20 protein-coding genes and 3 pseudogenes are annotated in these 25,791 nt (G+C 58.2%); 18 read left to right on the forward strand and 5 right to left on the reverse strand.

Translation table 11 applies throughout. The annotated features are described in order from the left end of the window. Positions 1-17: 17 nt before the first annotated feature. The 9 genes from CO657_RS24165 (at position 18) to CO657_RS24210 (ending at position 10,703) form a co-directional block, all read left to right on the forward strand. Positions 18-1,550, forward strand: a complete 1,533-nt coding sequence (locus CO657_RS24165) for a sugar ABC transporter ATP-binding protein (protein ID WP_054185514.1) — start codon at positions 18-20, stop codon at positions 1,548-1,550. 37 nt (positions 1,551-1,587) lie between these two features. Then, a complete protein-coding gene (locus CO657_RS24170; RefSeq protein ID WP_054185515.1) occupies positions 1,588-2,550 on the forward strand; it encodes an ABC transporter permease in 963 nt (320 codons plus the stop codon). A 91-nt stretch (positions 2,551-2,641) separates the two neighbouring features. After that, a complete protein-coding gene (locus CO657_RS24175) occupies positions 2,642-3,640 on the forward strand; it encodes a substrate-binding domain-containing protein (RefSeq protein ID WP_082366355.1) in 999 nt (332 codons plus the stop codon). Positions 3,641-3,704: 64 nt separating this feature from the next. Beyond that, positions 3,705-4,739 (forward strand): aldo/keto reductase, encoded by a 1,035-nt coding sequence (locus CO657_RS24180; protein ID WP_018328845.1) that lies wholly within the window; start codon positions 3,705-3,707, stop codon positions 4,737-4,739. Positions 4,740-4,744: 5 nt separating this feature from the next. Then, positions 4,745-6,028 (forward strand): 3-oxo-isoapionate-4-phosphate decarboxylase OiaX, encoded by a 1,284-nt coding sequence (gene oiaX, locus CO657_RS24185; protein ID WP_054185516.1) that lies wholly within the window; start codon positions 4,745-4,747, stop codon positions 6,026-6,028. Positions 6,029-6,031: 3 nt separating this feature from the next. Then, positions 6,032-7,012: an aldo/keto reductase gene (locus tag CO657_RS24190; RefSeq protein WP_054185517.1), complete on the forward strand. Its 981-nt coding sequence runs from the start codon at positions 6,032-6,034 to the stop codon at positions 7,010-7,012. A 90-nt stretch (positions 7,013-7,102) separates the two neighbouring features. Continuing rightward, complete coding sequence (locus tag CO657_RS24195) at positions 7,103-8,059, forward strand: L-threonylcarbamoyladenylate synthase (protein ID WP_054185518.1); 957 nt, start codon at positions 7,103-7,105, stop codon at positions 8,057-8,059. 259 nt (positions 8,060-8,318) lie between these two features. Further along, entirely contained in the window at positions 8,319-9,362 is a 1,044-nt protein-coding gene (locus CO657_RS24200; RefSeq protein WP_054185519.1) for an aldo/keto reductase, read from the forward strand. A gap of 459 nt (positions 9,363-9,821) precedes the next feature. Beyond that, the gene (locus tag CO657_RS24210; RefSeq protein ID WP_245293032.1) at positions 9,822-10,703 is read left to right on the forward strand and encodes an N-acyl homoserine lactonase family protein; all 882 of its coding nucleotides are present in this window, start codon (positions 9,822-9,824) and stop codon (positions 10,701-10,703) included. A 106-nt stretch (positions 10,704-10,809) separates the two neighbouring features. Here CO657_RS24210 and CO657_RS37475 read toward each other — a convergent pair. Continuing rightward, a pseudogene (locus tag CO657_RS37475) lies at positions 10,810-10,966 on the reverse strand (Re/Si-specific NAD(P)(+) transhydrogenase subunit alpha); the annotation flags it as partial. A 255-nt stretch (positions 10,967-11,221) separates the two neighbouring features. Between CO657_RS37475 and CO657_RS24220 the strand changes: the two are divergent. Beyond that, complete coding sequence (locus tag CO657_RS24220; protein WP_054185520.1) at positions 11,222-11,995, forward strand: DeoR/GlpR family DNA-binding transcription regulator; 774 nt, start codon at positions 11,222-11,224, stop codon at positions 11,993-11,995. A gap of 113 nt (positions 11,996-12,108) precedes the next feature. On the opposite strand, the gene CO657_RS24225 is transcribed toward CO657_RS24220, so the two are convergent. Together CO657_RS24225 and CO657_RS24230 are read right to left on the reverse strand one after the other, a co-directional pair. Beyond that, positions 12,109-12,810, reverse strand: a complete 702-nt coding sequence (locus CO657_RS24225; protein WP_054185521.1) for a RibD family protein — start codon at positions 12,808-12,810, stop codon at positions 12,109-12,111. A gap of 31 nt (positions 12,811-12,841) precedes the next feature. Then, positions 12,842-13,693: an SDR family oxidoreductase gene (locus tag CO657_RS24230; protein WP_054185549.1), complete on the reverse strand. Its 852-nt coding sequence runs from the start codon at positions 13,691-13,693 to the stop codon at positions 12,842-12,844. Between the two features lie 469 nt (positions 13,694-14,162). Here CO657_RS24230 and CO657_RS24235 point away from each other — a divergent pair, with 469 nt between their 5' ends. From CO657_RS24235 to CO657_RS24245, 3 genes are all read left to right on the forward strand, one after another. Beyond that, a complete protein-coding gene (locus CO657_RS24235; RefSeq protein WP_172599259.1) occupies positions 14,163-14,945 on the forward strand; it encodes an SDR family NAD(P)-dependent oxidoreductase in 783 nt (260 codons plus the stop codon). Between the two features lie 10 nt (positions 14,946-14,955). After that, a complete protein-coding gene (locus tag CO657_RS24240) occupies positions 14,956-15,699 on the forward strand; it encodes an SDR family oxidoreductase (RefSeq protein ID WP_054185523.1) in 744 nt (247 codons plus the stop codon). Between the two features lie 348 nt (positions 15,700-16,047). Further along, positions 16,048-16,986, forward strand: a complete 939-nt coding sequence (locus tag CO657_RS24245; RefSeq protein WP_054185524.1) for a LysR family transcriptional regulator — start codon at positions 16,048-16,050, stop codon at positions 16,984-16,986. An 863-nt stretch (positions 16,987-17,849) separates the two neighbouring features. On the opposite strand, the pseudogene CO657_RS37480 reads toward CO657_RS24245, so the two are convergent. Then, a pseudogene (locus CO657_RS37480) lies at positions 17,850-18,070 on the reverse strand (integrase); the annotation flags it as partial. Between the two features lie 443 nt (positions 18,071-18,513). On the opposite strand from CO657_RS37480, the gene CO657_RS24255 reads away from it, so the two are divergent. From CO657_RS24255 to CO657_RS24265, 3 genes are all read left to right on the forward strand, one after another. Beyond that, on the forward strand, positions 18,514-20,034 hold the full coding sequence (locus CO657_RS24255) for a sugar ABC transporter ATP-binding protein (RefSeq protein ID WP_097609975.1): 1,521 nt from the start codon (positions 18,514-18,516) through the stop codon (positions 20,032-20,034). A 92-nt stretch (positions 20,035-20,126) separates the two neighbouring features. Next, positions 20,127-21,107, forward strand: coding sequence for an ABC transporter permease (locus CO657_RS24260; RefSeq protein WP_082366356.1), 981 nt, complete (start codon positions 20,127-20,129; stop codon positions 21,105-21,107). Positions 21,108-21,133: 26 nt separating this feature from the next. After that, positions 21,134-22,120, forward strand: coding sequence for a substrate-binding domain-containing protein (locus tag CO657_RS24265; RefSeq protein WP_082366357.1), 987 nt, complete (start codon positions 21,134-21,136; stop codon positions 22,118-22,120). Positions 22,121-22,840: 720 nt separating this feature from the next. On the opposite strand, the pseudogene CO657_RS24270 reads toward CO657_RS24265, so the two are convergent. Further along, a pseudogene (locus tag CO657_RS24270) lies at positions 22,841-23,607 on the reverse strand (Tn3 family transposase); the annotation flags it as partial. A gap of 48 nt (positions 23,608-23,655) precedes the next feature. Here CO657_RS24270 and CO657_RS24275 point away from each other — a divergent pair. Together CO657_RS24275 and CO657_RS24285 are read left to right on the forward strand one after the other, a co-directional pair. Continuing rightward, entirely contained in the window at positions 23,656-23,871 is a 216-nt protein-coding gene (locus tag CO657_RS24275) for a hypothetical protein (RefSeq protein WP_054185527.1), read from the forward strand. Positions 23,872-24,700: 829 nt separating this feature from the next. Continuing rightward, the gene (locus CO657_RS24285; protein ID WP_054185528.1) at positions 24,701-25,756 is read left to right on the forward strand and encodes an aldo/keto reductase; all 1,056 of its coding nucleotides are present in this window, start codon (positions 24,701-24,703) and stop codon (positions 25,754-25,756) included. Positions 25,757-25,791 lie beyond the last annotated feature (35 nt).

Below are 25,791 nucleotides of genomic sequence, written 5' to 3' on the forward strand. Positions count from 1 at the left end.
AGGTATGACGTCATATCATGGTGAACGCAACTGAGAAAATAAAACTTCAGACAACCGTGCAGTCGTCGTCGGCACGCGTGCTTCTGCGGGCCGAGGGCGTGGAAAAGTCGTTCAACGGCGTACCAGCGCTCGTTGATGGCCGACTGACACTAAAGGCTGGGACAGTCCATGCTTTGTGCGGCGGTAATGGCGCCGGCAAGTCGACATTCCTCAACATCGCGATGGGATTGCTCCGCCGTGATGGCGGGATAGTTGAGATCGATGGCGAGCAGGTCGACTTTAAAAGCGCCGCTGACGCTTTGCGTCACGGCATCGCGATCATCACTCAAGAGCTTTCCCCGGTCCCCGAGATGACCGTCGCCGAAAACTTATACCTTGGGCGCGAGCCGAAAAGGCTTGGCGTGCTCATCGATTTCAGCCAGATGCGCCGCGACGCCCAGGCATTCCTCGATGAGCTCGGTTTCGAAGTCGACGCTACCAGGAAGATGGGCGAATTAAGCCTCGCCCAGATTCAGCTCGTCGAAATTGCGAAGGCTCTCAGCTATAGGGCGCATATCGTCATCATGGACGAGCCGACATCGGCTATCGGCGAACACGAAGTCCATGTCTTGTTCAACGCGCTCCGCAAGATCACCGCACGCGGTTCCGCAATCGTCTACGTGTCTCACAAACTCACGGAAATCTTTGAGATCGCGGATGAGTATACCGTGTTCCGCGACGGCCGTTTCATCGAGACCGGAAACATCAAGGATATCGATCGCCGCCATCTTGTGACACAGATCGTAGGGCGTGAAGTCAAGTTGGTCGAGAGGGGAAAACCTCTCGAAGACGCGCCGATCCTGCTTTCTGTCTCGAACTTGGCGCGAGGGTCCCATTTCCGGGACATTTCGTTGGACGTGGCGTCGGGCGAAGTGGTCGGCATCTATGGATTGCTTGGATCCGGCCGAACCGAATTTCTGGAAACTATATTCGGGCTGCATTCTCCGACTGGAGGCGAAATCGTCTTCGATGGCGGCAAGGTCAAGCCAGGCAGTCCAAAGGACGCAATCCAGCGTGGCATGGCGATGGTGACCGAGGATCGCAAGGACAGCGGTCTCGTGCTGTCGGCTTCGATTGCCCATAACATCACGCTTTCCTCGCTCGCCCTGATGGCCATCAGCGGTTTCATCCGCGGAGACAAAGAGCGCAGCGCAGTCCAAGACATGATCGTCTCACAGAGGATCAAGTCGGCGTCGCCGGATGTTGCCGTCGAAACTCTGTCAGGCGGCAACCAGCAAAAAGTCGTGCTGGCCCGTTGTCTTCTGACAAATCCGAAGCTGCTCATTTGCGACGAACCGACGCGCGGCATCGACGAAGGTTCCAAGCAGGAGATCTACGCGTTCCTGCGGGACTTCGCGGCAAAGGGTAACGGCGTCCTGGTGGTTTCATCGGAGGCACCGGAGATCATGCAGCTCAGTGACAGGATTGCGATCTTCAAACAGGGGCAGCTCGTCAATGTAATCGACGGTGCCGAGGCATCACAACAGACGCTCATGGATTTGGCGAGCTGATCGACAGCCCCAATCCGCCAGTGGGAGGATTTGCAAAATGAGTACAATCGCTTTGGAAAGATCGGGAAGCTTCCGTGCCGGCGAGATGATAAGGCAATTCAGCATCGTCTTGGTGTTCCTGCTGATCGTCGCGTTTTTTTCAGTTGCCAGCCCTTATTTCATGAGCTGGCCGAACTGGCTCAATCTGGTCCGGCAGTCGTCGATCAACGGCATTCTGGCGATCGGTGTCACCTTCGTGATCTTGACCAAGGGCATTGACCTGTCCGTTGGCTCGGTCATGGCTATTTCCGGGATGATCGCCGCCAGCCTGGTGACTGAAACCAACGAGCACTTTGTCCTCATCGGCATCTTGGCCGGACTGGCTGTTGGCGCGGGCCTCGGCCTCGTGAACGGCGTCCTCGTGGCCGCGATCAAAGTTCCGCCGTTCGTGGTGACGCTTGGGATGCTGAGCGTGGCGCGCGGTCTAACCTTGATCTTCTCCCAGGGAAGTCCGATCCCCAATCTCTCCGACGCCTACAAGTGGATCGGCTCCGGCCAGGTCATGTACATCCCCGTTCCGATTATCATTCTGTTTCTCGTATTCATCATCGGCTGGCTCGTTCTGAACTACACAACCTTCGGACGCTACGTCTACGCCGTCGGGGGCAATGAGAAAGCGGCGCGCACGAGCGGCATTTCCACCAAAGTAATCGTCGGCGCGACCTATGTGATCTCGGGTCTGTTGGCTGGTCTTGCGGGACTTGTCCTGACGGCTCGCACCACCGCCGCGCTGCCGCAAGCTGGCATCGGTTATGAGCTTGACGCGATCGCTGCCGTCGTGATCGGCGGGACGAGCCTTGCGGGCGGCCGAGGATCGCTGCTCGGTACTCTCATCGGAGCCCTGATCATTGGCACCATCAATAACGGCATGGACCTGATGGGGGTGTCTTCCTACTACCAGCAGGTGCTCAAGGGCACCATCATCGTGGTCGCGGTCATCGCCGACCAGTTCCGCAAATAGGAAATTTCAGAATTGCCGCCGACGTGGTCGGCGACAATGCCCGGCCATGCAAGGCGTGTGCAGGCACTTTCAAACCAGAGGAGAGCAATAAATGCAGATGTTTAGGAGGAGCCTGCTCAGGGCAGGCGCGGGATTGGCACTCGCCGCGGTGACACTGACAGGACCCAAACTGGCGTTCGCGGAAGACAAGATCCGCATCGCAGCGTTGTCGTTCGGCGAGTCCGGCGAATACATGAAGGCTTGGTCGACGGAAATCCAGAACCATCCCGCCGTCAAGTCGGGCGAGGTCGAGATCACCGTTTTCGACGGCAAATATGATCCGCTAACACAGGCGAACCAGATCGACACCGCTATCACCCAAGAGTTCAACGCGATCATCATGTCACCGTTCGACCTTGAGGCCTCGGCACCGCCGATCGAAAAGGCAGCGGAAGCGAAAATCCCGCTGATCGTGTCGGCGCTCAAGACGAAGTCGACGAAATACACCGCGTCCATCATCGTTAACGACACCGAAGGTGGCCGGATCATCGCTGAGGAACTCGCCAAGCGCCTTCCGAACGGCGGCAACGTCGTCCTCATGGAAGGTCCGATCGGCCAATCGGCCCAGATCGAGCGGCGCGCAGGCATCGATGCTGGTCTCGCCAAGTTCACCAATCTTAAGCTCATCGAAGACAAGACAGGCAATTGGAGCCGCGCCGAAGGTCAGGCGCTCATGGAGAATTGGTTGCTCGCGCATCCTGGCCAGATCAACGGCGTCCTTGCGGAAAACGACGAGATGGCGCTTGGCGCGATCGAAGCGATGAAGAGCGCCGGCATCGATCTCAAGACCGTTCCCGTTCTCGCGATCGACGGCATCCCGGACGCAAAGCGCGCCGTGAAGAAGGGCGAGATGGCGGTCAGCCTCTACAAGTACGCCCGCGCCGAAGGCCAGGGCGCGGTCGACCTCGCACTGCGGGCGATCAAGGGCGAGAGCTACAAGCCGCAGTCCGAAATCTGGGGCTCGCTGATGGAATGGAAGGGCGGCACCGAGAAGGACTACGTCGTGCCGTGGCTCGTGCTCGATTCCGGCAATGTCGAGAAGTACATGTAATCGGACGATGGCGGACGGCCCATGCGGCCGTCCGCTCTGCACCAAGGAAATAGGATCGATCATCATGTTGAAAAGAAAAGTTGGAAAGACCGATGTGACACTGACCTCCCTGGGGCTGGGTACCTCGCCGCTCGGCGGGTGCAATGTCGATGTGAGCTTCCAGACTTTCGAGGCGGTCGTCCTCAAGGCATACGACTTGGGCGTTCGTTATTTCGACACCGCGCCCCTTTATGGTCTCGGAAAATCAGAGCATTCCCTTGGCCACGTCCTTCGCAACAACGACCTCGTCGGCAAGGTCGTGGTCAGCACCAAGGCGGGCCGGATTCTGAAACCGGAAAGCCGCGCTAAGCGTGCCGAGAGCCTTTACGGCATCGACTGGGTGAAGGCGCTGCCGTTCGTCGACGACTACGATTACTCGTACGATGGCATCATGCGCGCCTTCGAGGATAGCCAACAGCGCCTTGGCATGGACCACATCGACATCCTTTATCTCCATGATGTCAGCGGCGAATGGCATCGCGAGGCTTACGACACCCACTTGTCGGCGCTGAGAGCGAGCGGTTACAAGGCGTGTGACGAACTGCGACGGACGGGCTCGGTTAAAGCCATCGGCCTCGGCGTCAACGAGACGGCCTCGGTACTTCAGGTCGCGGAGGAATTCGATCTCGATTGCTCCATGGTCGCCGGGCGCTACACCCTGCTCAACCATGGCGCTCTCGACCATTTCTATCCAGAAATGCAGCGTCGCGGCATCGGTATCATCGCAGCCGGCATCTACAACTCCGGCATCCTCGCCGAGGGCAGCAAGTCGATGACGACGACCCGCACCTACGATTGCCAGCCTGCGCCTGAACCGATCGTCCGCAAGGTCGAGGCGCTCGAAGCCGTCTGCCAGCGCCACGGTGTCTCGCTGCCGACCGCAGCGACACAGTTTGTCTACGCACATCCGGCGGTGACTGCGGTGGTGCAGGGAGCGCTGACGCCGGAACACGTGGCCGCGAACGTCGCCGCGATCTCGACGCCGGTTCCGGCCGCGTTCTGGGCCGACTTGAAGTCGTCCGGCCTCATCCCTGAAGCCGCGCCAGTCCCGGAGGCGTGATAGCGATGGATCTGGCTCAGCGGAGGCCTTCGGACATTCTGGTCACCTATCGGATTGAGACCGCAGGGAGCGCTGAGGCCTTGGCGGTCAAGATCGCGAGCGACCAGTCGACTGGCACATTTGTTGACCTCCCCGGGGAGACGCCGCAACTGAAGGCACGAGCGGCAGCGCGCGTGGTCGCTTTCGAAAAACTGGACTCTTTCAAGGCTCCCTCGCTCCCCGCAGCGGGCGAAGTCTTTAACCGGGCGGAGACAACGATTGCCTATCCCCTGGAGGCCGTCGGAAGTGACCTTTCGGCAGTCACCACGGTTGCATTGGGCGGGGTCTGGTCGATTAAGGAGTTTACCGGGCTGAGGGTCGTCGGTCTGCAGCTGCCCGCAGCGTTTGAGGGCGTCTATCCCGGTCCGCAGTTCGGTATAGACGGCTCCCGGCGCCTGACCGGCGTTTACGACCGGCCGATCATCGGCACGATTATCAAGCCCGCGCTGGGCCTCACCCCGGACGACACGGCGCATGTGGTTGCGGAACTCGTCGCGTCCGGCGTCGACTTTATAAAGGACGATGAGAAGCTGATGTCGCCACCGTACTCCTCGTTGGACGCGCGGGTGAAAGCGATCATGCCGATCATCCGGGATCACGAGCAGCGCACCGGCAAGAAGGTGATGTATGCCTTCGGCATTTCCGACGTCGATCCCGACGAGATGGTTCGCAAGCATGACCTGGTCGTGCGCGAGGGCGGCAACGCCGCCGTCATCAACATCAATTCGATCGGCATGGGCGCTTTTCTGTTTCTGCGTCGGCGGTCGTCCCTGGTCTTGCACGCCCATCGCAACGGCTGGGATCTTCTCACCCGGCATCCAGGTCTTGGGTTCGATTTCTCGGTCTACCAACAGCTTTGGCGACTTCTCGGCGTCGACCAATTCCAGATCAACGGCATCGCCGCCAAATACTGGGAACCGGACCATTCTTTCGTCCAGTCGTTCCATGACCTCCAGAAACCGATCTTCAGTGACGCCGACCGTCCGCTACCGGTCGTTTGTTCTGGTCAGTGGGGTGGACAGGCACCTGAGACCTATCGGAGGACGGGGCAGACGCTCGACCACCTTTACCTTTGTGGCGGTGGCGTCGTCAGCCATCCCGGCGGGCCGTCGGCGGGTGTGAGAGCGGTCCGTGCGGCCTGGGATGCCGCGGTCGCCGGAATCGATCTCCATGAATATGCCAAATCTCATCCAGAGCTGGCGCAGTCGCTCGCCAAGTTCGGCTCTAAAACCGTATCAGAAGGAAGATGACAGATGGAATATCGTCAGCTTGGCCAGTCAGGTCTGAAAATCTCGCAACTGGTTCTTGGTTGCATGAGTTTCGGCGTCGCCGGTCGCGGCAACCATGCTTGGACCTTGTCCGAAGACGACAGCAGGCCCTTTATCAAAGAGGCACTCGAACAGGGCATAAACTGCTTCGACACGGCCAATGCCTACTCAGACGGCACCAGCGAGGAAATCGTCGGCAAGCTGCTCAGGGAGATGGGGCAGCGTGATGAGGTCGTCATTGCCACCAAGGTCTATGGCAAGATGCGTAATGGAGCGAACGCGGTCGGACTTTCCCGCAAGGCAATCATCGCGGAGGCTGAGGCCAGCCTCAAGCGGCTGGGGACCGACTACATCGACCTCTACCAAATTCATTTCTGGGACAATTCGACGCCGATCGAAGAGACGCTGGAAGCGCTGACCGGTCTTGTTCGAAGCGGCAAGGTTCGCTACATCGGCGCGAGCAATTGTTACGCATGGCAATTCGCGCGCGCGCTCTACAAGTCGGACGCTGCCGGATGGTCGCGTTTTGTTTCGATGCAAGCTCAGATGAACCTCCTTTATCGCGAGGAAGAGCGGGAGATGTTGCCGCTCTGCAAAGCTGAAGGTGTGGGGATCATGGCGTTCAGCCCGCTGGCTCGCGGGCGCCTCAGCCGGCCTTGGGAGGAAAGCAGTTTGAGGTCCGAGACCGACAATGTCACAGCTCGATTCTACGGTCACGCGGACGAGGCGGATCGCCGCGTCGTAGACGTCGTCGCAAAGATTGCAGACGACAAGAACGTCTCACGATCCCTCGTTGCGATGGCGTGGCTCAACACAAAGGCGGGCGTGACGGCTCCTATAATCGGCGCCACGAAGCTTCAGCATCTGAAGGATGCCGTCGCTTCGTTGGCCGTCAAGCTAAGCGACGACGAGGTCCGCGAACTCGAGGAGCCATACGTGCCGCACAGCGTCGTCGGCTTGAACTGAGTTTGGCCCGGCGGGGACGACGTTGAGACTGTCAGCAGGCACGCGGAACCAGGCCTCCTGCTCGTTCCGGAACCAGCGCGAGGAAAAAAGATGACCGCCACCCGTCGTTTTGATGTCAGCGACAGCGGGATTGAAGCTGCCGCCTGGCTAATGCGAAATGGCGAAGTTGTCGCTTTTCCGACGGAGACGGTGTACGGGCTCGGCGCGGATGCCAGCAGCCCTGCCGGGATAGAGCGCATTTATGAAGCCAAGGGACGCCCGCGGCATAACCCGCTGATTATCCACGTTTCGGACTTGGAAATGGCGCGCAGGATGGCACATTTCAATCCGGAGGCAGAGTTGGCTGCTGCCAGCTTTTGGCCGGGACCTCTGACATTGCTCCTGCCAAAGCGGGAAGACGCGGGGCTCGCAACCGCAGTTACCGCGGGCATGAAAAATGTCGCAATCCGATTTCCGTCGTCAAGCGTCGCCCAGCGGCTGATCCGAGCCGTCGGATTTCCGGTGGCAGCGCCTTCGGCCAATCGCTCCGGGAAGGTCACGTCGACGCGCTTTGCGGAGGTTGCCCGCCAGTTGGACGGACGAATTTCGGGGATCGTGGAAGAAGACACATGCGATCATGGCCTTGAATCGACCATTCTATCTTTGGTCGATTCTCCGACCATTCTACGCCACGGGTCGGTTACACGGGAGGCGCTCGAAGCATTGCTCGGTCCGATTGACGAGGACAGCGCTCCCCAGAAAGTCTCGGCTCCAGGCCAGCTAAAGAGCCATTATGCTCCGGAAGCTGCAGTTCAGATGAATGTCGATCGTCCTTCCGGCAACATGGTCTGGGTCGGTTTCGGTCCAGAAAGCGAGGGCTGTCAGTTCACGCTGTCTTTTTCTGGTGACCTTCATGAAGCTGCCCGCAACCTCTACACCGTCATGAGTGAGGCCGACGCTTCGGCTGGGCCAAATGATGTAATTGCGTTCGCTCCAATCCCGCTGACTGGCCTTGGATGGGCGATCAATGATCGTCTGCGAAGGGCCGCGGCACCGCGCCCAGCTTAGTTTAGGCTAACAATTTTCAAACAGGTCGAAAATCTGGATGCCGTTGCATAAAAAAGACTTGCTCGAATAGGTATGACCTTATACCTTACACCTTGCCGATTGAGGAGTCAGGCTGCGGGGGTTCATCAAAAGTTTTGGTGGCGCTAGGGGCAAACGCCTCAACGTTGCATGCAAGTGGACCGGGCCTTACCCGAACAATGACGGCATGGCTGAGGTCAGATCCTCGCGACGCCTCCCATCGACATCTAAGGATGACCACATGACCGAACTCGAAACTAGACCGCTCGGGAAAAGCAAAGTGCAGGTGACTTCGCTGGGGCTTGGCACTGTGCCGCTCTCTGGCTTCAACGCGGATGTCTCCTATGACGAATTCGAAGCGACGATCCTCGCCGGGTACGCGGCCGGAATCCGCTACTTCGATTGCGCGCCGATGTACGGCTTTGGCAAGTCGGAGCATTATCTTGGCCATGCCCTCAGGGCGAACAAGCTGCGCGAAAACGTGGTGGTGAGCACAAAGGTCGGTCGCGTATTGAAGCCCGCCAGCAGGACGAAGAAGCTTGAGACCGTCTACGGCATCGAGTGGATCGACCCGCTTCCGTTTCTCGACACCTACGACTACACCTATGACGGCGTGATGCGCGCATTCGAAGATAGCCAACAGCGCCTCGGCCTAGACTATATTGACGTTCTTCTCGTGCATGACGTTGGTCGGGCATGGCACGGCGACCAAAGCGAGTTCTATTGGAATCAGCTGCGGGCCTCAGGTTACAAGGCACTGGACGAACTTCGCTCCAGCGGAGCCGTCTCGGCCATTGGTCTGGGTGTCAACGAGACCGACTCCGTCGTGGGTGTCGCCCGTGAATTTCCGATCGACTGCTCGTTGATCGCGGGCCGCTACACCCTTTTGAACCATGCCCCGCTTGAGGCCGCGTTCGACGAGTTGCTCCAGCGGAACGTCTCCGTGATCGCCGCCGGGATCTTCAATTCCGGGATCCTGGCGACCGGCATAAGCGGTCCTGCGGCCACTTACGATTACGGCAAGGTTCCTGCGGCCGTCGTCGAAAAGGTCAAGGCCATCGAGAGCATTTGTTTAGGATATGCGGTGAGCTTGCCTGCAGCGGCGATGCAATTCGTCTATGCGCATCCGGCAGTGGCCACGCTGGTCATGGGGGCAAAAAGCGCATTCGAAGTCGATCAGGACGTCAAGGCGATCAACGAGACAATACCCGCTGCATTTTGGGACGCTTTGACTGAAGCGAACCTTCTTCCGTCGAATGCTCCGCTGCCGACGGCTGCACGATGATGGCGAGCGGAGGCACCGTTTTCGGCGGCTTCCGCTGTGAAGCGCTCGTTGGCTCGGTTCCATCGCCGGATGCACGCGCATGCCTCGAGGCGCTCGTCAGGACATATGGCGAGCTCCTCGCGATCTATTCCTTCATGCATATGGCATTGAAGGAGAAGAGCATGCGCCTCTTGATGGGCGAACTCGCCGATCGCGCCTCAGAGATAAAGCGATCCGTCCGTCACTCGCTCGCGGGCTCACCCGTTCTCGCGGGGCAGGGCCACGCACTCTCCCATCTTGGACGGGCAGATTGCCTGCTTGTCGAGGCGGAGGAGCACCTGCAGCGCGGTGTCTTGGTTTCAGATGCACCCCTGCTGGGGCTGCTTTCAAATGCGGCGATCGAACTCAGACGTTCGGCCGCCATCTTAGACACGACGACCTTCGACACGACAGCATGCTGTGGAGGGTCTCTACTTGGACATGGGGAAGAAGACCATGGGAGCACACTCGATCTGGGTGCTTGAATACTCGCGAAGCCCGGTGCACCCGGTCAGCGGGGTTTTTTACGGCGCCCATAATCAGGGCACGATGAACCTGCCGTTCGCATACATTCTCATCAAGACAGGAGATGCAGTCGTTCTGGTCGATGCCGGCCACGACGCTGCCGATTTCGGAGGCCAGATCGCCAATTCAATCGGTGTCACAGGCTGGACGCCTCCGGACCTTGTTCTCGGGGAATGCGGGATCAGGCCCCAGGACGTCACGCATGTCATCCTCACGCACGCGCACTTCGATCACATTGGCGGCCTGAAATTCTTCCCAAACGCGAAAATTTTCGTTCAGAAGAAAGAATTGGAATCCTGGATGTGGATTCTGGCAAAGGGTCGCCGCTTCCGTTCATTGCAGGCCGGACTGAATCCCGCGGACATCCTCTATCTGACCCAGGCGAATATCGAAGGCCGCCTGGAACTGGTGGAGGGAGAGCGGGAAAACCTGGTGCCGGGCATTCATATCTATCCGGCATTCGACACCCACACCGCAGGATCGCAATATGTGGTGGTGGAGACCGGCGGTGGAGACGGCAAGTTTGTCCTGTCCGGCGACGTCATCTACACCTACAGCAACCTCACGGGTGAGGACGCCAGCGATCCCTGCTTCGTGGCGCCGGGCCTGGCCAATGGCAGCCAGACACGTTTGATCGAGTCAGCCGAGGAGATGCTCAAAATCGTCGGTATGGACGAACGACGAATCGTTCCCATGCACGAGGAGCAGCTCTCAAAAATCTATCCGTCGCGCGTGACAGATCGCCAGCTCATGCTCGTCGAAATTTGTTTGGCCGACGGAGACGTATCAAGAGTTTGATGGATTTGGAGCAGCGCGAACGCCAAGCTGCAGTCGTTTACAATCGTCCTCCCAAGGCGATACGCAGAGAAAGGGCCGGGTGTCAGTGACCCCGGCCTTTTCCAAGTACCTTGCCCGCCGCGGTGATCTGCCCGGTGAAGAAGCCCTATATTCGCGCTCGTTTTGGTGACGGCCCGGTGGCCCGCGATATTTGCCATGGAGGACAAGGCGTCCATCTACTTTGCGCGGCTGACGCGCGGGACCATCTCCATGGCGATGACATTTGCGCTTGAATGCCGAACATCCTGTTTCGTTAGAAAAGTTCGAGCGCTTTTGGCCATGCAAGGAACTTCCAAACCTTCCCGGCGAGAGGTGCAGTGGAATCACGCGTCTTCACGTCTCCCATGATGCCACCAGGCGCGATCGGCCTTGTCGAACAAAAGCACAAAATAACGCGAAATAAGGTCACCGTGTGATTTTGTACGGTGCGGACCTTGATGTTAGAAGGTCGGTTGCAGTGCGCGCCGGAGGATTAGAATATGAAGAGAGATGATCGGAGGCAGGCCATTATGGACCTGTTGGTCGCGCAGAGGGTGGTGGATCTGGACGAGTTATCCGATCGGTTCGCTGTATCCAAGATGACCATCCACCGGGATCTGGATGATCTTGAGCAGGCAGGGATGCTTCGCAAGGTCCGTGGCGGGGCAACGATCGAGGCGGGAGGCCATTTCGAAAGCGATTTCCGGTTTCGCCAGCAGCAGGAGGGCGAGGCCAAGCGCCGGATGGCCGAGGCCGCCCTTGAACTCGTCGAGCCCGGCATGACGGTGATGGTCAACGACGGATCTATGGCGTCGGTGCTCGGGGAATTGCTGCCACAGAGGAGGCCGCTGACGGTGATCACCAACAATGCGGCGGTCATCGATCGGCTCAAGACGGAATCAGGGATCAACCTGATTGCAGTCGGTGGACGCTATTCGATGAAGTTCAATGGTTTTTTCGGCGTCGTCGCCGAACAGGCACTGTCGCGTCTCAGCGCCGACATCGCCTTTATCTCAACGCCGGCAGTTTCTGGATTGCGCGTCTACCATATGGATGATGACGTTGTCCGCTCAAAGCGAGCGATGATTGCAAGCGCCGCGCGCCGCTGCTTGCTCTTAAACCATAAGCGCTTCAATCATACTGCTCTTCATGTCCTGGCCACCATTGACGAGTTCGAAGTTATCATCACCGACCAGGAGCCGTCAGTCGACGTCCGCGCGGCTTTGGAAGGATCCAATGTGCAGCTTAGAGTGGCATCGCAGGAGAGGAAGTGAATATGGCCAACGATCCTTCGGTAGATGCCGCGCAAGGCGGCACCTGTCCCCGAATCTCAAGTTGGGCCCTTGATGGGGGGAGCCCTTCCACAATCTTCTCCTGTGGGCGTCTCCTATGGACGTTCAACGCGATATCTCAGATGGACGGAGCCGAGGCCAGCGGCTTCGGCGCTGATAAACGTGAGCCTCGGCCCGCCGGCAAGCCCATCCTCGCCGCCCTCAAATATGGCCGGTGTATTCGACTTGCCTCCGATCGCAGGGAAGATGACTAGGCTGACCTCGTCAACAAGACCCGCATTCAAGAAATGGCCATTGGTTCGCGCCCCGCCTTCCAGCATCAAGCGCTTCACACCGAATTCGGTGCCGAGAACATCGAGCGAGTTTTTCAGATCGACGCCATCTTTCTCCGAGACGATATAGGAAACGCCAGCCTGGGTGAGGCCCGCCAGGTAAGCATCATCCACGTCAGATCCTGTCAGGACGACAAGGTGAGCTCCCTCAATGTCGTTCTTGTCCCAGCTTAGCCGACCGTCCTTATCCACGATGACAGCGAACTCGCCGGCGTCCGGGTTGGCGATATGGATCGGTCGCGCGGCTGTGCCGGTTGCTTGATAGGGGCGGTCGACGGCGTCCGCGAACTCTTCTCCCGTCGCTCTTCCCGAAAGCCAGGCGTCGGCGCCGATCTTCTCATGCAGGCCGTCATAGATCTTCACGAGCTCATCGGCCGAATGGCCGGTTGCCTCGGCCCAATCATTGACGATCAATCGGCCATCCAGCGGCGACATCATGTGACAGATTACATAGGGTCTGGGCATTGGATTACTCTCCTCTACAAACATTCCACCGTCAGTGGCCTGCCTTCAACCAGGCTGCGAATTTATTCATCCAGTCGGGGTGCCAACGTGAAAGCGCCGGCCGGTTCAGGATCATGTCGTCGGCCGCCCAGCGGATCCGTCTGGCATCTATCTCCGACGTAACCGCGTTATCAGGACAAATGATGTAAAAATCTTCGTCGAGCAGACGGGCCAGGAAGTATTCCATCACCTGTTCGGCGGTCCATGCCTCATCGGGCTTGGCAGCGCCCTGCGGCTTGAGTGCGATGTTCATGGGTGTCCACGTGTAGCCAGGGACGAGGAGATGAGCCGATACACGACCTCCCGTCTCCTTCAAAAGCTCGTGCGACAGCTGTTCGGTCAGCACCTTGACAGCTGCCTTTGCAACCGAATAGGCGGCATTGCCTGGAGGAGTTGTAATTCCTTCCTTGGAGCCGAGGTTGACGACCGCCGATGGTCGGGCTGCGTTGATCATGTAGGGCACGAAGACGTGTTGTGCGGCTAGAACACCTCCGAAGTTTACATCGATCTGGCGTCGCCACTTTGCAGGATCATCCCAGGGGCCGGCTCCTTGCGTAATGCCCGCGTTGTTTACAAGGATGGCCACGTCGCCAAACCGAGAGGCTGTTTCGTCCTGCAACCTCTTCAGTGCCGACATGTCCGAGACGTCGCCGCTCACAACCAGAGTGTCCGTATCGAGTGACGAGGTAACATCCTCAAGTGCGTCGGTGTCGAGATCCAGCAACGCGAGCTTCATGCCGCGGGCCGCGAGAGCCCTCGCGATGGCTAAGCCGATGCCCTTCGCTGCTCCCGTGATGACCGCAACGCGGCCAGGAGCAACGATACTGTTCATTCTCTCGCTCATCTTTGTCTTTCCCGTCATTGGACCGTCAACGTTGGAGGGTGTGCCGGACACGCCGTCGCGGTGGAATTTTTCTCCGAGAAGCGTGCCGGCCGATGGCACCAGCGCAGAGAAGTCCATCAACACTACTCGGGCGCTTGGGTCGTCGGACCATATCCGCTGGCTGCGAACGACCGCTCGATCGTCCTATAAGAATAGGGTATCGCGACGGCTACTTGAAGTGAGCGGGATCGCACGCGCCGATGAGCCGTGTTCACTCTCAAGGGCCTTCGTGACGTAGGGAATGCCTGACCAGTTTCGACCGCGGACGCGACCAAAAAGGTAACACACTCCTGGTCTCTTCCAGATCGGTGGATGATTTTCACTCACCGCCCCGATCGATTTTGCTCATGTAACCAATCGGCTCCACGGGCATTTGGTCACCAGCGCCTCGAGGCAATCGTGGTGCTGACAAAACCAAAGGAGTGAAATCATGACAGGGAATAAACCACTCGCAATGGTCACGGGCGGCTCGTCTGGAATAGGCTTCGAGCTTGCCAAACAATTCGCCAAGAACGGATTCGACGTCGCCATTTCAGGCTCAAGCGACAAGGTAAACGGCGCCGCCGATGCGCTACGAAGCCTTGATGCCGAAGCATATCCGTTCAAAGCGGATGCCTCGACATACGATGGCGTCGAGGGGTTCTGGACCTTCACGCAGGGGCTGGGGCGCCCCTTGGAAGCCGCGGCTCTGAACGTCGGTATCGGTATTGGCGGCGCCTTCTTCGATAACGATCTCGAGGATGAGCTTCGCCTGCTTGCGATCAATGTGACCGGGACCGTCCATATGGCCAAACGCGTCGTCCAACATATGGTCAAGAACGGCCGCGGCAGGATTCTCATCACCTCCTCGGTTTCGGCGACCCTGCCCACGCCATACGAAACCGTTTACGGCCCGTCGAAGGCATTTGGTTATATGTTCGCGGAGTCTCTGCGCGAGGAGTTGCGCTCGACCGGGGTCACGGTGACGGCACTCCTTCCAGGCGCCACCAACAGCGACTTCCACGCGAACGCTGGAATGGGCGGTACGAAGCTCGGTGGCCAACAGAAAAACGACAAGACGCTCGTCGCCAAGCAGGGGTTCGAGGCTCTCATGAACGACATCGACCATGTCGTCGGCGGAGACCAGGAAACCAAGCGGCAGGTGTTGGAAAACCGGACAACCCCCGAGCCTGTCAAAGCCGCCCGGCAAGCCGAACTGACCCAACCGCAGTAAGGAGCACATCATGTCACATCTGAAAGACAAGGTCGCCATCGTCACAGGAGCTTCCTCGGGCATTGGAGCAGCGACCGCCAGAGGATTGGCGGAAAAAGGTGCGCGCGTCGTCCTTGCTGGCCGCAATGAGGAACGCCTCAGTCAGATTGTCGAAGAAATAGCCGGCTCGGGAGGTGTTGCCAGCTACCAGGTTGCCGATGCGACGGATTTTGAAAGCACCAAGACGCTCGTCGCGTTCGCCACAACGACGTACGGCCCGGTGGATATATTGGTCAACAATGCCGGCCTCATGCTCTTTTCCTATTGGAAGGATGCCGCGGTCGGCGATTGGAACAAGATGATCGATACCAATCTGCGTGGCTATCTGCATGCGATCGCCGCCGTGCTGCCGTCGATGTTGGAGCGCCGGTCCGGCCGCATCCTGAATATGAGCTCTATCGCCGGCGTTCATGTCGGCGAGGCGGCTGGCGTTTACGGAGCCACGAAGTTCTTCATACGCGGTATCACCGAAAGCCTCAGAAAGGAGGTGGGCGTGGGAAGTGGAATCCAGGTGTCTATGATCAGCCCTGGCGTGATCGATACGGGCTGGGCCGACAAGGTTCATGACGAGACGGGCAGAAAGATCGCCGGAGAGCTTAACAAACAGGGTATTCCGCCGTCGTCGGTGGCTGAAGCCGTGGTCTATGCACTAGAGCAGCCCCCGGAGATCACGATCAACGACATTGTCGTCCATCCAACCCGGCAGGACTGGTAGCCGGCGTTTTCAAAAGCTCAGAACTTGAACCTCCGGGACTGTCAGACCGCCCGCGCGGAGGTGTATCCGTTCCAACCGGTGCCGTCTCTCGTGGCTGTGGACAAGATGAACTTCATTGCATGACCATCTAATCCCGGAGATCTCATTATTCAGCGACCCTGCCCATCTCCCGTCGTCGCTCCCAGGATCCAACATGGATCAATTGAGGTCAAATTTTTGACTGCTTCCCTGGTCATCACATACCAAGAAGGGTTAGTTGAATAAGGATTGAAGACGCCAGCCGCCTGAAGCAAGGTCGGCGTTGGCAAGGACGATCTTATTCAGTACAAGTGCGAGTATCCATCACTCATGGTATCGACGCGGGCCGATCTGGCCGACCTTGAAACTTTCGTCGCGATCGCGCGGGCGGGGGGGTTCCGAAAGGCCGCCGCGCTTCGCGGCGTTTCGGGCTCCGCTCTCAGCCATTCGATCAGGGGTTTGGAGGCCCGTCTGGGCGTCCGTCTGTTTCATCGGACAAGCCGGAGCATCAGTCTTACCGCCGCCGGCGAAGTGCTGCTTGCCGAACTGGAGCCCCGTTTCCTCGGCATCCAGGCTGCGATGGACCTCCTGGACAGCTTCAGGAGCGGGCCCACGGGCAGGGTAAGAGTGACCACGTTGCGTGACGCCGCCGAGCTGTTGATCGCTCCTCGACTGCACAGTTTTCGCAAGAGCTACCCAGATGTCGAGGTCGAGGTCAGCGTCGAGGATCGCTTTATCGACATGGTCGCCGAAGGTTTTGACGCCGGCATTCGCTATGGGGGAACCGTTCCCGAGGGGATGATCGCGTCGCGTCTGTCAACCGAACTCGAATGGATCGTCGTCGGTTCTCCGGCCTATCTCAACGAGCGAGGGCGGCCCGCGCGGCCGGAAGATCTCTTGACGCACGAGTGTATCCGGATCCGAACCGGTACGGATCACCTCTGCAAATGGGAACTTGGCGACGGCGATCGCATGGTTGCTCTCGACGTTCCGGGACTGCTCACGCTCGGAGATTCGGAACTGTCCATCCGCATGGCAGAGGAGGGAGGCGGTCTCTTTTATTGCCTCCGGGCCCGGGTCGAGGACAAACTCGCGGCTGGTCTGCTCGAAGTGGTACTGCCGGACTGGTCGTCTACTGGGCCGGGTTTTCACGCATACTATGTTTCGCATCGACAGGTGCCGTCCGCTCTCCGTACGTTTCTCGACCACCTCAAGGCGCCGGTTGCGGACGGACGGCCCCACGGCACAGTCTTAGCGGCGGAAGTTTGAGTGCCGGCAGAAAGCGCGCTCGCAGCCAGTTCAAAATTACGGGCAGAAAGATCGCCTGGCGTTCTTTAACATGCCGGGAGCGTAAAAATACGTGAGCGCCACCGGCCGGTCTGAGCCTTGCCCCGCAATTTTTCTCAAACAGTTTGTGATTGTGTGTGCACGGCGAGCTGCCACCGAGTGCCGATATCAGCTGTCGTAACTCCCTCACCACCATCGCATACACTTACGGCTCCACCTTTAGGAGGGGTGTCGGATCCCTCTCTGAGCCGGGCCATCCATGATGGGGTCGAATGATGGGAGTGACCATGGCTTCAAAGCACCCGCTTATCGCCCTCCTACTGCTAGCGACAACAACCGCAAGCGCCGCGGATAATCCCATGTGGCGCAACGGCTTGCCATGGACATGCACATTCTCGTCGGTAATTCGCTGTGAATGATCGACTGACTGCTCCGCGCAACCGGATCCCGGCAAGATAAAACTGAGCTACCCGGAAAACAGTCTTGTCGATCAAACGGGGCGGAGCCATCCCATCAAGCGTCACTATGTCCAGACGGTCGCGGGCAGTCCGATCGGAAGCGAAGTGAAAATCGAACTAGCGACCAACGACGGAGTCTGGCTTTCGGCCGCTGACGGGGGAGGGACCTTTTCACAACTGGACCGCGGCCATGGTTTCGCCGGGCGTTGGTGGGATCGTGCAGGAGCTACGGCCATTGTTGCGCGCCAGAAAAGTGACGGTCAAGTCTGCGCTGGTTATGGCGCAGCGTCTTTCGCACCGAAATCCAGATTTTTTACGAAAATGGGCTTGTCGTCAACCTGATCCAAGGGGCGGACAATTCAATATCACTGGATGCCTATGGCTCAACTAGAGCATTCGAGCCGCCCGCCCGCTTCGCCGCATGGCACAATTGTATAGCTCGATGCCTGCTGTACCGACCGGTGTCTCGACAACCGCTGTTTGACAATATCATTGATCGCTTTCGGGTCGATAGCGCGCTTTGAAACGTTGCCCCAGCGATCGATCGCCCGAAACACACTGCCACTATCAATTCTTGCGGCAACAAGCCAAGCATTCAGCGCGTCCATCATAATCGACGGACGCGTTCGTATTCTTGGTGAAAGACATGCTCTCCATTTCCCTACTCTTGAGGATAATCGCGTCGGTTACGCCCGGCGCTTAGCTGTGTAGCGGTCTTTACAGATAGGCTGTGTACAGTGATCGCTACAGAGCGTCGAGTTGGATGGGCCGATTCTAACCGATGGGCCGTGATAAAACTCCACAGCATCAGGCAATTTCTTTTACAAAAGTATCGTGATTGACACAGCAAAATGTCATTAACGCACAGATATTGCTCAATAAAATTGACAAATGGTCGGCGCTGCAAACTTTCTCAATTGTATGATTTTCGATTGACTCTGACTGATTTTCAGACAATCTGTCAAAAAAGATGCTGTTGCCTCCCTGATATTTGTGGAACGCGGATATTGGGGAGGCAACATGTAGATAGCGGCGCATGGGAGGAGTGTGCATGCAGCTTCAAAAATCGACGGCGGGAGCCGTCAACTTAGACCGACGCGTGCGCCTCGAGGCGCATGGCGTCACTAAAGCGTTCAACGGAGTGCCGGCGTTGCGGGATGGCAAGCTCTGCGTTCGGGCGGGTTCTGTCCACGCCCTCTGTGGTGGAAACGGCGCAGGGAAGTCGACCTTCCTCAACATTGTCATGGGCGAACTTCGACGAGACAGCGGGCACGTGCACGTCAACGGCCGGGAAGTGGATTTCCACACACCGGCGGAAGCGTTGGAACACGGCGTCGTCATGATCTCGCAGGAACTCCTGCCAATACCGGGAATGACCGTTCCGGAGAACCTCTACGTCGGCCGGGAGCCTCGGAGAGGAGGGGTGTTCATAGACCACGACAAGATGAAACGCGACGCAGCTGCGCTGCTCGCCCGCCTCGAGTTCGAAGTTCCGGTTGACGCGAGGATGGAAGAACTCAGTCTCGCGCAGATTCAGCTCGTTGAGATCGCTAAGGCCTTGAGCCGCGAGGCGGACGTCATCATCATGGACGAGCCGACCTCTGCGATCGGTGAGCACGAGGCACACATCCTTTTCAAGGCAATCCGAAGACTTCAGGCAAACGGCAGCGCGATCATCTATGTCTCGCACAAGCTCACGGAAATTTTTGAGATCGCTGACGAATATACGATTTTCAGGGACGGGCAGTTTATCGAGAGCGGCCAGATCGCGGATATCGACAGAAGACATCTTGTGACACTGATCGTCGGGCATGAACTTGAGCCGCAGCAGTCGAGCGAATTGCGGAACACGGGGCGGACGATCCTTCAGGTGCAACAACTGTCGCGGAGCCGTTGGTTCGAGAACATCTCCCTGGATATCGCGGCGGGCGAGATCGTTGGCATCTACGGCCTGCTCGGTTCGGGACGAACGGAGTTTCTCGAAACCGTATACGGGCTTCACAAGCCGGATTCCGGTCAGGTCATACTTGAGGGCAAAGTCCTCGTTCCGGGCAATCCCAAAGCGTCGATCGAAGCCGGGATGACCATGGTGCCCGAGGATAGAAAGCAGACGGGACTTGTCTTAAACTCGTCTATAGCGAACAATATAACGTTGTCAGCAATCCCAAAGCTCTCAGCGCGCGGCTTCGTTAAGCGTGGCCTGGTAGCCGCTATCGTCAGCAGGATGATCGGTGAGCAGCGTATCAAATGCAGTTCGCCCGACCTTGCTGTCGAGAGCTTGAGTGGCGGAAACCAACAGAAGGTGGTTCTGGCGCGCTGCTTGACCACGCAGCCAACACTGCTCATCTGCGACGAACCCACCCGGGGTATCGACGAGGGTGCCAAACAGGAAATCTACCGGTTCCTGCGTGAGTTCGTTTCCCAAGGGAACGCAGTCCTCCTGGTTTCGTCCGAAGCGCCGGAAGTTCTGCAAGTAAGCGACCGTATTGCGATTTTCAGGTCCGGCAAGCTGCATGGCGTCGTCGAGGCGTCCGGAGCTACGCAACAGCAGATTATAGATCTGGCAGCGTAGAGCGCCAAACACACCTTCAAAAAAAGCCGTTTCGATTTCATGACAGGCCGTCGCTCCGATCAGGGCGATGCCGTCAACTGTGAGGATTTTATATGATCGATCAAACGCTTACGAGCGATCCAACAAGCTCCCGTGGAATGAACGGATCTCTGAAGTCCCTTATGCAAACTTTCGGGATCGGTCTGGTTTTCGTCGCGATCTGCGTGTTTTTCGCAATTTCCAGCGAGTTCTTTCTCAGCTGGAACAACGTTTCTAACGTGCTTCGCCAGTCATCCATCAATGGAATTCTGGCAGTCGGCGTGACATTCGTAATTCTCACGGGCGGTATTGACCTGTCGGTCGGCTCTGTCATGGCGCTCGTCGGTGTCATAGCGGGAAGCATGCTGACGCTGGCGGCTCCGTTCCCGATGCCTTTTGGGATCATAGCGGGGCTCGCCGTTGGCTGTATCTGCGGCCTCGTCAGCGGGGCACTCGTCGCGTATCTCAGATTACCGTCGTTCGTTGCGACACTCGGCATGCTCAGCATGGCGCGGGGGCTCACACTTATCTACACGGATGGCCGCCCGATCCCGAACCTGCTTCCCGCGTTCAAATGGCTAGGCGGCGGCAATGTCGCCGGCATTCCCGTGCCCGCGCTGATCCTGCTCGCGGTGTTCGTCATCGCTTGGGTCACGCTCAAGCACACGTCCTTCGGACGATATGTCTACGCGGTCGGCGGCAACGAACGCGCAGCCAAGGCAAGTGGCGTTTCCACCAGGTTCGTCATCTCCATGGCCTATATCGTTTCCGGTCTTCTGGCTGGCTTGGCAGGGCTGTTGCTGACCGCCCGTACGACCGCCGCTCTTCCACAGGCCGGCGTGGGGTACGAACTCGACGCGATCGCTGCCGTGGTGATCGGGGGCACAAGTCTTGCAGGCGGGCGCGGCACGCTGGTTGGATCGCTGTTCGGCGCTCTAATCATCGGCACGCTCAACAACGGAATGGATCTGCTGGGTATTTCTTCGAACTACCAGCAGTTCTTGAAGGGCGCGATCATCATAGCCGCGGTTATCGTTGATCGTTCAAAGAAGTAAAATCAACACATTAGAGGAGGATGTTGATGTCTATCTTGAAGAAATTCAGTTATGCTCTTACCGCTGCCGCAGTCATGGGAGCGACCGCGCATGCCGAGGATAAGCAGTACCTCGTCGGCGTAAATTCCTTCGGTGAATCCGCCGAGTACGCCCACACCCTTACCCAGGAAATCCAGGAACACCCGTGGGTCAAAGATGGCAAAGTCAAGATCGTCGTTTTCGACGGCAAGTTCGACTCCCTGCTGCAGTCCAACGCCATCGACACGATGATCACGCAGAAGTTCGACGCGATTATCATGGAGTCTTTCGACAAGGACGCTTCGGCTGCTCCGATCGAAAAGGCGATTGACGCCGGAATCCCGGTTATCGGCTCGGCGCTCGAAACCAGCTCGGAAAAGATCACGTCCCAGGTCATCGTCGACGACCCTCTCGGCGGCAAGATGATCGGCGATTTCATGGCCGAGCGTCTCAAGGGCCAGGGCAACATCGTGATTCTCGAAGGACCGATCGGCCAGTCGGCTCAGATATCCCGTCGCCAGGGCATCGACGCGTCGCTCGCGGCCAATACTGGGATCAAGTTGATCGCGTCCAAGTCGGCTAACTGGAGCCGCGCCGAAGGACAGGCCGTAATGGAAAACTGGCTGTCGGCATACTCCGGCCAGATCAACGGCGTCCTATCCGAAAACGACGAGATGGCGCTGGGCGCTATCGAAGCCATCAAGAGCGCCGGCCTTGACCCCAAGGACATTCCGGTCATTGGCATCGACGGCATTCCGGATGGAAAGCGGGCGGTCCAGAGCGGTGAGATGTACATGTCGCTCTATAAATATGCAAAGGCAGAAGGGCAGGGCGCGCTAGACCTCGCGCTCCGTCAGTTGGTTGGCGAGAAATATGAGCCGCAGTCGGAAATCTGGAAGTCTCTGAAAATCGATTGGGCAGGCGGTACGTCAAAGCATTACACGGTGCCGTGGCTTGTGCTCAACCATGAGAACATCGGTAAATACATCGACTAAAGGGTCGTCTCGACGGTTGTAAACCGAAGGATCGCCGCACACGTTGGTGAGCGGCGATCCTTCAACACGGCCATTGCACTGGGGCGCATGCTGTTACAGGCGTGCATCAGCCGCTTGCTTTACCAACCAGTCGCGCATAAGTTGTCGAAAATTGGGGGCGATAATGGCCAAAGCGGCGTGGAACGCGTTCGTGATGAAACGTCCAGGCAAGGGTCATCTTGTCTCCGTTCGAACGCTTTCGTTGAATTTCAGAAAGCCATCTGACATCTCGCCAAACAATCAGAAACAGTGGCCGTTGCTTTGGTAAAAGAGGCAATTGGGTCTGACTTCAAAAGTGACTGGGCGCACATATCGGAAACAGGCTCAGGTCACGCTATTCGAAATGGAAAACGAATAAAAACTGCCGCGGTCACCATGTATCTATTCGCGTTTTCTGACCCTCAGGACGCGACGATCGCAGCCACGTATTTGCGGGCTTCTTCGTCCACACCGAACACAGCGCCCGTGCCGGAGTTCGTATCGTTGATCACGGGCTCGGAGATCGACATGTCCGAGTATGCCGGTTCGCCAAGGCGTTGAGATACTGAAATAAAGAGGGCATGATGATACCGGATTACGCTCGGACAGGGCGGACCCGACGGTTATTCGGTCCGCGAGCCGACGCGAAGCGGAGGCCGCGATCTTATAAAAAACGGTTAAAGTAGCCGGAAGCCTGCACTGGGTGAAACCGGCCGTATCGGAATATTGCTCTTCGACCTGACGACCAGCCTCATTCATCAGCAGACCGTCGAGGATGTATGGGGCCTCGCTGACAGTCGCGGGAATAGTCTGTGACGCGAACGGAGCGAACTGGTCGTTAACGCGAGTGTAGGCCTTGAGGCCGGGTTCGTTTCCATACTTGGCGTTGACCATGTTCCTCGCCTCGCCCTGCCGGGCCGAAGGGAAGAACTGGCCATCGCTCGATGCGGTCGTTCCCATGCCCCAGAACCGGGACATTGGCAGTCTTGCCTGCGCAGCCACCACGATCGCCAGCGCCTGGTCCATTGCGTCGCTTTCGACGTGCGAAGGGGCAAGGCGCGATAGCTGCCAGTAATCATGCGGGTTGGTGGCCTCCGCCATCTTGCGCAGTCCCAGGTTCAGCCCTTCCGCGAGCAGGACGTTGAGCAGGCCGATCTGATCAGCGCATGGAACCCCGGTTATCAGATGAGTGAAGGCTTCGGTGAACCCGAGCGCAGCATCGACCTCCAGCAAGATGTCGGTGATCCGAACGGGCGGCATCCGGCGATAGAGATCGAGTATTAGTTCTTCGGCACTGTCCGGAACGTCAGCCGTCAGCCGGTCGATCCGCAACGTTCCATCCTCGATGCTGCCGTGTGGGATCGTTCCGTTGCGCGCCGCGCGGGCCAACTGCTCCAGACGGCCAACTGCTCCAGACCATCGGAGAGACGCGCTTTTCGATCCGTCAGCCAAACCTGCGGATCAAGGGGCCAGACCTTGATGCGGTCGTCGCCGTCAAAGGACGAAATGGACCGTCGATGACCCTGCTCGACATCGTTGCCCAGTCAATACCTTCTCTGGAAGAAATCGTTTCCGCGCTGGGCTACGCCGGGGTGCGGATTGACGTACACCTAACGCCCGACCGTCTTTCTTGGGCACCCGAGGAACAAAACCCTGTCGACAATGGATACATGGTTCGCGGCTTCTTTGCACCTGAGGGGCGAGCCTTCATGCTATCCGACATGCGGATATAGTCGCTTGATTTCTTAGAGTGTCATTCCGCCCCCAGCCGGAACCGACCCCAGTCTCGCAGATCACGGGCACCCCGACCTACGAAGGTCTTGTATCCGTAGATCTCGCGGAATGCCCGCATATGCTCCTGGCGGGTCTGCCGTCATGCGGCATAGGTGAGAAGCGCATCGGCTGGGACGCCAAGCTGGACCCCGATGAAGGACAGGACTTCATGTGGGATCACCTCGCCCGGAGCCAGCGCGCGCCCTGGATCGCAACGCGCAAAGCTGCAGAGCGAACCCTAGCCTGTTCTCCGGCCTACGGCGGTTCCTGGATGTGTGCGAGATCGTCGTCGCCCAGTGTAATGCCCATGACGCTCTCAAGACGCTGCGTGAATGGAACAGTCCGAACTCGAAAATGTAGCCGCTAGCGCCTGTCGCTGATCCCGGCAAAGCCGAGCGGTAACAAGCGCAAGGCCTAGAAGTTCGACCTCGCTTTGTTGGAGTGGAGGTTGTTTCCGGGCGCGGGAATATCAGACATTATCGAATGTAGTAATCGTCAAATGCATCTTGACAGATGATCATACAATCTGTCAATTCGCCTCTGCTGGAGAGCATGAGGAGGAGTGATCGCCGTTTAAGGATGACGTCTGGGGTTTTTCGCATCGGGCTTCACCGCCCTGCCAGAAGGAGCCCAGGTATGTCGGCCTTGCGGAGACGGTCAACGCGTCTACGGTTGTCACAAAAGGTTGACGCTACTACGCCCGCTGAGATTAGCGACGTGGTATGAACCACGGCTGACCGGGCACTCATGTTGGTCTCCTCGCGCCAAAAAACTTTAGGGAGCGTGAGCATGACGGAAGCGGTACAAAACAATTATCCCAAGCGCCGACTGGGCAAGTCGGATGTCAGCGTGACTTCGCTGGGTTTCGGAACTGTGCCTTTGGCAGGTTTCAAAGCCAAAGCGTCCTATGTGGAGTTCGAACGGGTCATCAAGGCTGCCTACGATGACGGTGTCCGCTATTTCGACTGCGCTCCCATGTACGGCTTCGGCAAGGCCGAATACTATCTTGGTCATGCACTCCGGGAACTCGGAATTCGCAACGACGTCGTAGTCAGCACCAAGGTCGGCCGTGTTCTCAAGGCCGCGAGCAAGGTCGAAAAGCTCGACACTGTATATGGCATCGAATGGGTCGACCCGCTGCCATTCCTGGATACGTACGACTATACGTATGACGGCATCATGCGTTCCTTCGAGGACAGTCAGGTGCGCCTGTCGCTCGACTACATCGACGTGCTTCTCGTCCACGACCTTGGGCGGGCGTGGCATCGGGATCAGGCGGACATCTACTGGGCCCAGATACGCAAGAGCGGTTACAAAGCCCTCGATCAGCTCCGTGCCGGCGGCGCGGTGTCCGCGGTCGGCCTTGGCGTCAACGAAACCGATGCGGTCATCACCGTCGCCCGCGAGTTCGAGATCGATTGCTCACTGATTGCTGGGCGCTATACACTTCTCAATCATGAGCCGCTCAGCGCGGCATTCGAAGAGCTGAAGCAGCGTAACGTCTCCATCATCGCCGGGGGAGTATTCAATTCGGGCATCCTCGCCACCGGAGTTAAAGGCAAGAGCGTCACATATGATTATGGGAGCGTTCCCGAAGCCGTCGTCAGCAAAGTGAGCGCCCTGGAGACTGTCTGCGAGAAGTACGGCGTCTCGCTCGGCGCTGCTGCAATCGAGTTCGTTCTGATGCATCCGGCTGTCGCAACAGTGGTACTTGGTGCACAGAACGTAGACGAGGTTCGCCAGAACACCGCGGCGACGGCGAAGGCGGCTCCACGGGAGTTTTGGGCCGAGCTCAAGCAAAAGGGTTTGCTCCCGGAAAATGCGCCGACGATTCGTCTGGACTGACGCAGCACGTGTCCACTTTCGGCGCGGAGTTGCCT

The sequence above is a fragment of the Rhizobium acidisoli genome (assembly GCF_002531755.2).
Lineage (GTDB): Bacteria > Pseudomonadota > Alphaproteobacteria > Rhizobiales > Rhizobiaceae > Rhizobium > Rhizobium acidisoli.